Annotated in this window: 9 protein-coding genes; 3 read left to right on the top strand and 6 right to left on the bottom strand. The window is 63.7% G+C overall.

All coding sequences use genetic code 11. The annotated features are described in order from the left end of the window. The 4 genes from AC2FM3_RS17445 to AC2FM3_RS17430 all read right to left on the bottom strand — a co-directional run. On the bottom strand, positions 1 to 228 hold a 228-nt coding region (locus tag AC2FM3_RS17445; RefSeq protein WP_496684404.1), incomplete at its 3' end, for a thioredoxin domain-containing protein. Beyond that, positions 225 to 1,283: a quinone-dependent dihydroorotate dehydrogenase gene (locus tag AC2FM3_RS17440; RefSeq protein WP_496684402.1), complete on the bottom strand. Its 1,059-nt coding sequence runs from the start codon at positions 1,281 to 1,283 to the stop codon at positions 225 to 227. The genes AC2FM3_RS17445 and AC2FM3_RS17440, both read right to left, overlap by 4 nt. Continuing rightward, positions 1,280 to 1,711 carry a DUF1330 domain-containing protein gene (locus AC2FM3_RS17435; RefSeq protein ID WP_496684399.1) on the bottom strand — a complete coding sequence of 144 codons (432 nt, stop codon included), beginning with the start codon at positions 1,709 to 1,711 and terminating at the stop codon, positions 1,280 to 1,282. Before AC2FM3_RS17435 ends, AC2FM3_RS17440 begins: the two co-directional genes overlap by 4 nt. Beyond that, positions 1,708 to 2,046 carry a DUF952 domain-containing protein gene (locus AC2FM3_RS17430; RefSeq protein WP_496684407.1) on the bottom strand — a complete coding sequence of 113 codons (339 nt, stop codon included), beginning with the start codon at positions 2,044 to 2,046 and terminating at the stop codon, positions 1,708 to 1,710. The genes AC2FM3_RS17435 and AC2FM3_RS17430 overlap by 4 nt, the downstream gene beginning before the upstream one ends. A gap of 107 nt (positions 2,047 to 2,153) precedes the next feature. Between AC2FM3_RS17430 and AC2FM3_RS17425 the strand changes: the two genes are divergently transcribed. Continuing rightward, positions 2,154 to 3,731 (top strand): bifunctional metallophosphatase/5'-nucleotidase, encoded by a 1,578-nt coding sequence (locus AC2FM3_RS17425; RefSeq protein ID WP_496684397.1) that lies wholly within the window; start codon positions 2,154 to 2,156, stop codon positions 3,729 to 3,731. Between the two features lie 60 nt (positions 3,732 to 3,791). Here AC2FM3_RS17425 and AC2FM3_RS17420 read toward each other — a convergent pair whose 3' ends face one another. Continuing rightward, entirely contained in the window at positions 3,792 to 5,444 is a 1,653-nt protein-coding gene (locus tag AC2FM3_RS17420) for a tetratricopeptide repeat-containing sulfotransferase family protein (RefSeq protein WP_496684394.1), read from the bottom strand. Between the two features lie 50 nt (positions 5,445 to 5,494). Between AC2FM3_RS17420 and AC2FM3_RS17415 the strand changes: the two genes are divergently transcribed. Beyond that, positions 5,495 to 6,163, top strand: coding sequence for an SOS response-associated peptidase (locus AC2FM3_RS17415; RefSeq protein WP_496684391.1), 669 nt, complete (start codon positions 5,495 to 5,497; stop codon positions 6,161 to 6,163). Between the two features lie 51 nt (positions 6,164 to 6,214). Beyond that, the gene (mnmH, locus tag AC2FM3_RS17410) at positions 6,215 to 7,318 is read left to right on the top strand and encodes a tRNA 2-selenouridine(34) synthase MnmH (protein ID WP_496684388.1); all 1,104 of its coding nucleotides are present in this window, start codon (positions 6,215 to 6,217) and stop codon (positions 7,316 to 7,318) included. Here mnmH and selD read toward each other — a convergent pair. Further along, positions 7,258 to 9,356, bottom strand: a 2,099-nt coding sequence (gene selD, locus AC2FM3_RS17405) for a selenide, water dikinase SelD (protein WP_496684385.1), incomplete at its 5' end; no start/stop codon positions are given. The genes mnmH and selD overlap by 61 nt on opposite strands.

The following is a 9,356-nucleotide window of genomic DNA, read 5'->3' as shown; positions in this document are numbered from 1 at the left end:
TTCCTCGGGCGAATTCTTGCTCAGCCCCAGTTCCTTGAACCGCGCTTCGCCCCGGCGCATCATCTCGATCGCCGGGATGCCCAGCCGGGACAGCACCGCCCGCAGCTCATCCGCGCCGGGCGCGTCCTCGAGGTATTTGCGAATGGTGACTTCGGCGCCGCGGTCCTGCAGCAGGGCCAGCCCGGCGCGCGATTTTGAACAGCGTGGGTTGTGCCAGTATTCGATCACAGCCAATCCTCTCGTTTGCTGCCGACGGCGTCGGCCACCGACTTGAACCCGTCCCGCGCCAGCAGGGCATCCAGCCCCCGCGCGATCTCGGCCGCCAGCGACAGGCCGCCATAGACCATCGCGGTATAGAACTGTACGGCCGAGGCCCCGGCGCAGATCTTGGCATAGGCCTGTTCGGCGGTGCCGATGCCGCCCACGCCGATCAGCGGAATCTGCCCGTCGGTCAACTGGCTCAGCCGGGCCAGAACGCGGGTCGATTTCTCGAACAGAGGCGCGCCGGACAATCCGCCGGCCTGATTCTTGTGCGGGCTTTGCAGTCCTTCGCGCGACAAGGTCGTGTTGGTGGCGATGATACCGTCGATGCCCGTGTCACGGGCGACATCGGCGATGTCCCGCAGTTCGTCATCCGTAAGGTCGGGGGCGATTTTCAGAAACACCGGGATCGGCCGCGCCAAGGCTTCGCGGGTGTCCAGCACACCTGCCAGCAAGGCGCTCAGCGCCTCTTTTCCCTGCAGGTCGCGCAGCTTTTCGGTGTTGGGCGACGAGACATTCACCGTGGCGAAATCCAGCCATTGCCCGCAATGGGCCAGCACCTGCGCGAAGTCCCGCGCCCGGTCGGTGCTGTCTTTGTTGGCGCCCAGGTTCAGGCCGATCACCGCGTCCTTGGGGCGGTGCGCCAGACGCCGGGCCATCGCCTCCATCCCTTCGTTGTTGAAGCCGAACCGGTTGATGGCGGCGCGGTCCTCGGTCAGGCGGAACAGGCGCGGCTTGGGATTGCCCGGCTGCGGGCGCGGTGTGACGGCACCCACCTCGATAAACCCAAAGCCCGAGCGTGACAGCGGGCCCAGAACCTCGCCATTTTTGTCGAACCCGGCGGCCAGACCTACCGGGTTGGGCAGGTCGAGCCCGGCCAGCTGCGTGCGCAGGCGCATTGAGGTGACGGGACCGGGCGACGGGGTCAGCCCAGATTTCAGCGCCTTGATCGACAGGCCGTGCGCGGTTTCGGGTTCGAAACGATGCAGCGCGGCCAGGGCCAGTTTCTCGGTCAGTTTCATCCGAAGGACGCTCCGTTTGGGCTAGGGGCGGTGCGGATCAGGCGCGAGTCGGCCACCGCCGCCTGCCTGTGAATGACCGCCGCTCGATAGGCCGGGTCGGTCACCATCTCCAGGAACGCATGGGCCGAGGGGTAACGGGCGATGAACATCTCGTCCCACACTTCGCCCTGCGGGCCGATCAGCGTTGTCTGGAACGTGCCGCGCCAGATGATCGAGGCCCCCAGCCGCGCGATGATCGGCGCCGTTTCGGCCCCATACCGGCGATAGGCTTCGGCGCCGCTCAGCCCCGCGGCGGCCATGTCGTGGCTTTCGGGATAGGCCGCCTTGGCGCGGAACCTCACAAGGTTCAGCATCTCGATCGGGTGATCGCGGTCCAGCGCCTTGAACGCCGCGAACTGGGCGCGGTCGGGGTCGATATGGCCGGTCATTGCATTTCCTCGGGGAAGCGGTGCGCGCCGTTTTCCAGCGGCAGCGGCTTGGCCCAGACCACATCCGCCATGCGCATGTTGCGATAGAGATGCGGGAACAAGGCACCCCCGCGCGAGACCTCCCATTTCAGATCATCGCCCATTTTCCGGGCATCGCAGGCCACGAGTGTCAGGTTTTCGGCCCCGGCAAAGTGTTTGGCCGCGGTTTCCGCCGCCTGTTCGGCGGTGGAAAAATGCACGAACCCATCCGCCACATCGACCGGCGCGCCCCGAGTTTCGCCCTGTGCCTGCAGGGCCGCCCATTCCTCGGCCCGGAATATCTTGTAGATCAGCATGGTGCCGTGATGCCCCGCGCGCGGGGTAGAATCAAGCCGCATTTCCCCCTTTGACTCTTTGCCGCCCTCGGCGCACGATCTTGGCAATCAATAACAGGGAGTTTCAAATGATTACCCGTTTCCTGACATCCGTCGCGGCCCTTGGCCTGACTGCAGGCATGGCGGCGGCCGACTACAAGCTGACCATTCTGCACACCAACGACTTCCATTCCCGGTTCGAGCCGATCAACAAATATGACAGCGGCTGCAGCGCCGAGGACAATGCCGAGGGCAAGTGCTTCGGCGGTTCGGCGCGCCTGGTCACCGCGGTCAACGATGCGCGCGCGCGGGCCGAGAACTCGATCCTCGTGGACGGCGGCGATCAGTTCCAGGGGTCGTTGTTTTATACCTACTACAAGGGCAAGGTCGCGGCCGAGTTCATGAACAAGCTGGGCTATGACGCGATGACTGTGGGCAACCACGAATTCGACGACGGCCCCGAGGTTCTGGCGGGCTTCATCGACACCGTCGATTTCCCGGTTCTGATGTCGAACGCGAATATCGAGAACGAGGAACTGCTGACCGACAGGATCATGCCTTCGACCGTGATCGAAGTGGGGGGCGAAAAGATCGGCCTGATTGGCCTGACCCCCGAGGATACGGATGAGTTGGCCTCGCCCGGCCCCAACGTCACCTTCTCGGACCCGGTGCCCGCAGTTCAGGCGCAGGTCGACAAGCTGACGGCCGACGGCGTCAACAAGATCATCGTGCTCAGCCACTCGGGCTATGGCGTCGACCAACGGGTCGCGCAGGAAACCACGGGCGTCGACGTGATCGTGGGCGGACACTCGAACACCTATCTGTCGAACACGTCGGACAAGGCGGTTGGGCCGTATCCGACGGTTGTGAACGGTGTGCAGATCGTTCAGGCCTATGCCTACGGCAAGTTCCTGGGCGAGCTGAACGTGACCTTCGATGACGACGGCAACGTGGTCGAGGCGGTGGGTGAGCCGCTGATCATGGACAACACCGTGACCGAGGATCAGGCGGCCCTTGATCGCATCGCAGAACTGGCCAAACCGCTGGAGGAGATCCGCAACAAGGTCGTAGCCAGCGCCGCGGCACCGATCGAAGGTGACCGGTCAATCTGCCGCGTGCAGGAATGCGAAATGGGCAACCTGGTAGCCGATGCCATGCTGGCGCGGGTGGCCGATCAGGGCGTTCAGATCGCCATCGCCAACTCGGGCGGCCTGCGGGCTTCGATCGACGCGGGCGACGTGACCATGGGCGAGGTGCTGACCGTTCTGCCCTTCCAGAACACGCTTTCGACCTTCGAGATCAGCGGTCAGGGCATCATCGATGCGCTGGAAAACGGGGTCAGCCAGGTGGAAGAGGTCAAGGGCCGCTTCCCTCAGGTGGCTGGGTTGAAATTCACCTGGGATCCGTCGGTTGCCCCCAACGAAGGCCGCGTGACCGAGGTCATGGTGGCCGAGGGTGATGGCTATGTGCCAATTGATCCGGCCAAAACCTATCTGGTGGTCACCAACAACTATGTCCGGAATGGCGGGGACGGGTACAAGATGTTCACGGGCGACGACAAGAACGCCTATGATTTCGGCCCTGATCTTGCGGATGTGACTGCTGAATATCTGGAGGCGAATGCACCCTACACGCCTTACCTCGACGGTCGTATTCAGAAGAAGTGATTATTTGCTAAAAGAAGAAAGGCCGCATCCGGGGATGCGGCCTTTTTTCGTTGGCGGGTCTCAGTCGAACTCGTATTCCGGCCACAGTTCTGGGTCGAACCCGTCCAGCATGGAGCGGACGTGATCGGCGACCTTGCGCCAGCCGCCGATCGACTTGGTCGAGATTTTTTTGCGTACCTGGTCGATACTGGCAGTGCGCACCTGTTTCTTGTTTTCCTCCGGGTGCATCATGCTTTCTTGCCAATCGATCCCGCAGAACGCGGCCACCTGCTTGCTGTAGGTCTCAGGGTCGGCCACCAGTTTTTCGTAGGGCACCGTCAGGATGCGATCCCCGAAGATGGCATCCCAATGCTGCATGTAGCGCCGATACAGGTTGGCCGAATGCGCGATGGAGTCCAAGTTTGACGCGTAGCGCATTCCACTCGCGGGAAAACGGCGAATCCATTTTGACAGACCTACGTCGCGCGGGTCGCGTAGCATGTGCACGATCTTGGCATTCGGGAAGGCCGAGAGGATGAAGCCCACGCGCTGATAGTTGTGAGGCATCTTGTCTACAAAGGCGATGGAGCCGTCAGGGATTGGCGGCATCAGTTCGCGGAACTCTTCGGCGAATTTGCGGGCCTCGGTATCGCCGAACGGCTGATTTTCATCCGAGTAGACCGCCGACAGATCGGCGGCAAGGGTCAGTTCTCCGCAACCGGCGACATCCGGGACCGCACTCAGCATCATCTCCATCAGCGTGGTACCCGAGCGCGGCTGTCCGACTACGAAGATGGGCAAAGGTACGTCTTCGACGCCGGAACTGGGAACGGCCTCCGGGGAGGGGAACAGGAACTTGATCCGCTCGAGTTTCTTCTCCTCGGCGCCGAAGTCGTAAGGGTTTTCCGCGTGTTGGGCGGCATTGGCGCGCGCGAACTGCGGGAGTGCGGCCTCCAGGCCCTCGATTTTCGACTCAAGCTGGGCCTTGGCGAATTCCAACGTCGAATCCCTGTGGTTGAGCTCGGCCATCGCCGCCTCGACCTGCGGCATCAGTGACTTGGCCTGCTCCCGGTCGACCATCGACGACAGCTGATACAAGGCCGAAATGTGGTGCGGCTCTTGTTCCAGAATGCGCCAAAGAATCTCGGCACACCCCGTCTTGTCACCCGCCTGATGCAGATCGACCGCCTTTCGGAAGGCGATCCCCATGTCGTCTGGCGCCAGTTCATACGCCCGCGTGATGTCGCGCGAACTGGCCTCGACAAAACCTAGTTTGCCGTAGGCCCGGCCGCGCGACGCCAGAAGCTTGGGGTTGTCGGGGTCGTTCTTCAGCTTTTCGGTGGCGTTTTCGACGATGCTGCGCCAGTTCTGCCCCTTGAGCTTGATTTCATCGATGACGCGGATGATTTCCGTGTTGCCCGGGAATTTGTCCAACATCCGTTCGGAATAGGCCAGGGCCTGAGCGATCTGCCCGGTCTGCATCAGAGCATTGGCGATGTTTTCCACGAATTGCGGGTCATTCGGCTTCAGACGTGACGCCTCCTGAAAATGGGGGATGGATTTCTTGTACTGCTTCATCTCGGTCAGCACGAAACCCGCAATGGCGTGAAAGGCTGCATCCTGCGGAAATTTCTTGGTGCCCAGCGTCGCTTTTTTCAAAGCCTGGGGCAGTTTGCCTGTTTCCAGATCGGCCAATGCCTTGGCCTTGAGGGAATTTGGTGCTTGAGTTGCCATCAGACTATGCGCCGCTCGATCCTGTTTTTCCGCTGCTAGGTTCATTGCCCATGTGTGGACGGTTTGCAATAACTCTTCCCAATGATGCCATGGCACAGTTGTTTGCCGCGCGCCCGGCGAATGACTTGCCGCCGGTGCCCAACTTCAATGTGTGTCCCACCAACCCGGTGCATGTGGTCCGCGCCGGGGAAACGGGGCGCAGGCTGGATCCGTTGCGATGGGGGTTTCTGCCCCATTGGTACAAGTCCGAAAATGACGGCCCGCTTCTGATCAATGCGCGCGCAGAGACCCTGGCGGACAAGCCGGCCTTTCGCGCCGCCTGCCGGGATCGGCGCTGCATCGTCGTCGCCACGGGTTTCTATGAATGGACCAAGGACGCGGACGGCGCGCGCCTGCCGTGGTATTTCCACCGTCGCGACGGTGCCCCCATCGCCTTTGCTGGGATCTGGCAGGAGTGGGGGCCGCCTGACGCCCGCCGCGTCACCTGCGCCATCGTGACCACCGCCGCAAACACACGGGTCAAGGCCATCCATCACCGCATGCCTCTGATCCTCGAGCCACAAGACTGGGCGCTGTGGCTGGGCGAAGTGGGCAAGGGGGCCGCACGCCTTATGCGCCCCGGCCCCGAGGACCTGCTGGAGTTCTACCGGGTCAGTACCGCAGTCAACTCGAACCGGGCCAGCGGCCCGCAGCTGATCGCGCCGATCGCCGAGGGCTGATCGCTCGGTCGCGGGTTTCCATTGAGCCCTCGCGGCGCTAGACCATGATCTATGGCAATCGAGTTTCCAGACCTTACCGCGTTCTACACCCACGGGTTCGACACGGTTATCGACGTGCGCAGCCCGGCGGAATATGCCGAAGACCACGCGCCCGGCGCCATCAACCTGCCGGTTCTGAACAACGAAGAGCGCGCTCGGGTCGGCACCATCTATGTGCAGCAAAGCCCGTTTCTGGCCCGCAAGCTGGGCGCGGCGCTGGTGTTCCGCAATGCCGCCGACCATATCGAAAACCGCCTGAGCCATCACGATGGCGGTTGGCGCCCCCTGGTCTATTGCTGGCGCGGGGGGCAGCGATCGGGGTCGTTCACCTGGATGCTGCAGCAGATCGGCTGGCGCGCCGAGGTCGTCTCGGGCGGGTACCGCACCTATCGGCGGCTTGTGAACCGGTTTCTGTATGACGACCCGCTGCCGCACCGGCTAGTGGCGTTGGACGGATATACCGGCACCGCCAAGACCGAGCTTCTGGAGCGCTTGCGCCAGAGGGGCGTGCAGGTTCTGGACCTCGAGGCGCTGGCCAATCACCGGGGCTCGCTTCTGGGCGAGCAACCGGGCGGCCAACCCAGTCAAAAGGCTTTCGAATCCTCACTCGCCGCGGCGCTGATTGCGCTGGACCCTTCGCGCCCGGTCGTGGTCGAGGCCGAATCCTCGAAGATCGGTACGCTGATCCTGCCGCCCTCGGTTTGGAAGGCGCTGCGGGTCGCGCCGCGTATCCGCATCACCGCACCCATCGAGGCGCGCACGGCTTATCTGGTGTCGTCCTATGACGACATCCTGTCCGATGCCGAGCGGCTTAAAGAGCGTCTGTCACCGCTGCGCCATCACCGCGGCCATGACGTGGTGGATAGCTGGTTCGATCTGATCGCCCAAGGCGACAAGCCCGGGCTGACCCGTGCCCTGATGGAGCAGCACTATGACCCGGCCTATGAAAAATCGCGCCGGGTCCACAAGGTGGACTTGATGGCGCAACTGCAGGCGGATTCGCTCACCGCAACAGCGCTGGACAGTCTGGCATCGCAAATCGAAGAGCTATTGGTTCAACCCCGAAGCTTCAGCCCCGGATCCTCGATCAGTTCACCCACGATTTCGGCCGGATAACCCGCAGCTCGCAGCCGGTCGCGCAGGGCCGTGGCGGCGTCGGGTTGGACGGCAGCCAGCAGGCCTCCGGCGGTCTGGGGGTCGAACAGCAGATCGGCTTTGTTGCCTTCGGGCAATTCGGGAACGATCGCACGGTTGTCGGCAAACAGGGTCGAGCGGATGCCGGCGCGGCTCAGCTGGTCCGCCCCATCCATGACCGGCACCGCGTTCAGGTCCAGAATTGCGCCGCAACCCGAGGCCTCGCACAGCCCGGCCAGATGCCCGGCCAGCCCAAAGCCGGTGACGTCGGTCATTGCATGCGCCGCGCTCAGTATACGCGCCGCCTCGCCCTGGGGCTGCGTCATCAGATCATATGCCGCCTGCACCCAGTCGCCGCGTGCATCACCGGACATTTCGGCGGCCATGAGGACCCCGCTGCCCAACGGTTTGGTCAGCAACAGCGCGTCGCCCGGCCGTCCGCCGGACAAGGTGATCGGGTCGGTGTCGCACAGGCCAGTCACCGTGAAGCCGATGGTCATCTCGTCGCCCATCGAGCTGTGGCCGCCGACGATCTCGGCCCCGGCCTGCCGCATGACATGGGTCGCGGTTTCCATGATTTCCGCCATCGTCCGGTTCTGCAGTTGCGCCGACATGCGCGGCAGGATCAGGGTCGCCGTAGCGGCCTGAGGTGCCGCGCCCATCGCCCATACATCCCCAAGCGCGTGAACAGCGGCGATCCGGGTCATCAGAACCGGGTCGGCAACGAAGGCCCTGAGGTGGTCGGTGGTCATCACCATCCGGGCCGTGCCGACGGTCAGCAGCGCGGCGTCATCGCCGGGCAGAGGCGTGACATCCGGGCGGTCGCTGCCGGGCACGACCGAAAGGGCCGCGCGCAGCGCGCCGCGCCCGACCTTGGCCCCGCAGCCGCCGCACATCGGCTTTTCTCCCAACGTCTCGCGCAGGCCGGCGGCGTGGTGACGCGGCAGGGGTGGGGCTTTCATGCGTGGCAGGTCGCGAAACCGATCCATGAACTTCTGGTCGATGTTGTCCTTCCATCTCCACATCAGCGGGCCGCTGAAAGATGTACCCAGCCGCTCGGCCAGCGCCGATTTCTCGCCCATTGAAATCAGTTTGAGGTAGTCCTTCTGCGGCCGGTACCTCCGCATCCGCCCGGCACCCAGCGCGGCGCGCAGGTTGTCGAACAACACTGGTGCTTCGCGGACCGCAAAGACTCCCGCCTTTGGCCGGGGATCTTCGGACAGGTGCGCGCAGTCCCCGGCCGCAAAGATCAACGGATCGCTGGACTGTAGGTGGCTGTTCACGCGGATGAACCCCTCGTGCAGGGCCAGACCGGTCTGCGCGATCCAGTCATAGGGGCGGGCGCCTGCGGCTCCGGTCACGAAATCTGCGGCGATGTGGCGACCATCTGCCAGTTCCAGGTAATCCGGTCCGACGCGTAGAATGCCGGCTTGTTCGATGCAGTCGATACCCAGGTCGTGCATGGTTCGACGAAGGGTCGCCGCCGCCTTGGAACCAACCGCCGACAAGGCCCGGTCGCGGTCGATAAGCGTCACTAGCGCCTTGCGGTTGCGCGCACGCAAGGCATGGGCCATGGCCATGACCAGTTCAACCCCGGCGACCCCGCCGCCGATGACCGCAACCGAGGCCGGGCCCGAGCCGTTCAGATAAGCGGCCCAGTGCGCGGCAAACGGACCCAGAGGCTTGGCCGGCACTGCATGTTCGGCAAAACCGGGCAGGTCGGGCATGTCGGACGTGATCCCCACATTGACCGAGGCCACGTCAAAACCGATCTCGGGGTGGTCGGGCACCTGAACGACGCGACGTTCGGGATCAAGCCCGGTGGCGGGGCCAAGGATGAGCCGAGCGCCCGCGAACCGCGCCAGGCGCACCAGGTCGATATCGAGATCTTCCCGTGCGTAGTGCCCCGCGACAAATCCCGGCAACATGCCAGAATAGGGGGCCGTCGGCCCCGGGTTTATCACGGTTAAACGCACGCCTGGCAGCGGGTTCATGCCCCATTTGCGCAGCACCAGGGCAT

It is taken from the genome of Ruegeria sp. BHSB172 (genome assembly GCF_059613165.1).
Note: the sequence above shows the minus strand (reverse complement) of the source record. Positions and strands in the feature narration are given on the sequence as shown.

Bases quoted from the DNA above. Each gene is read 5' to 3' on its own strand.
- AC2FM3_RS17440 (WP_496684402.1), bottom strand. From the start codon at position 1,283: ATGAAACTGACCGAGAAACTGGCCCTGGCCGCGCTGCATCGTTTCGAA.
- AC2FM3_RS17435 (WP_496684399.1), bottom strand. From the start codon at position 1,711: ATGACCGGCCATATCGACCCCGACCGCGCCCAGTTCGCGGCGTTCAAG.
- AC2FM3_RS17430 (WP_496684407.1), bottom strand. From the start codon at position 2,046: ATGCTGATCTACAAGATATTCCGGGCCGAGGAATGGGCGGCCCTGCAG.
- AC2FM3_RS17425 (WP_496684397.1), top strand. From the start codon at position 2,154: ATGATTACCCGTTTCCTGACATCCGTCGCGGCCCTTGGCCTGACTGCA.
- AC2FM3_RS17420 (WP_496684394.1), bottom strand. From the start codon at position 5,444: ATGGCAACTCAAGCACCAAATTCCCTCAAGGCCAAGGCATTGGCCGAT.
- AC2FM3_RS17415 (WP_496684391.1), top strand. From the start codon at position 5,495: ATGTGTGGACGGTTTGCAATAACTCTTCCCAATGATGCCATGGCACAG.
- mnmH (WP_496684388.1), top strand. From the start codon at position 6,215: ATGGCAATCGAGTTTCCAGACCTTACCGCGTTCTACACCCACGGGTTC.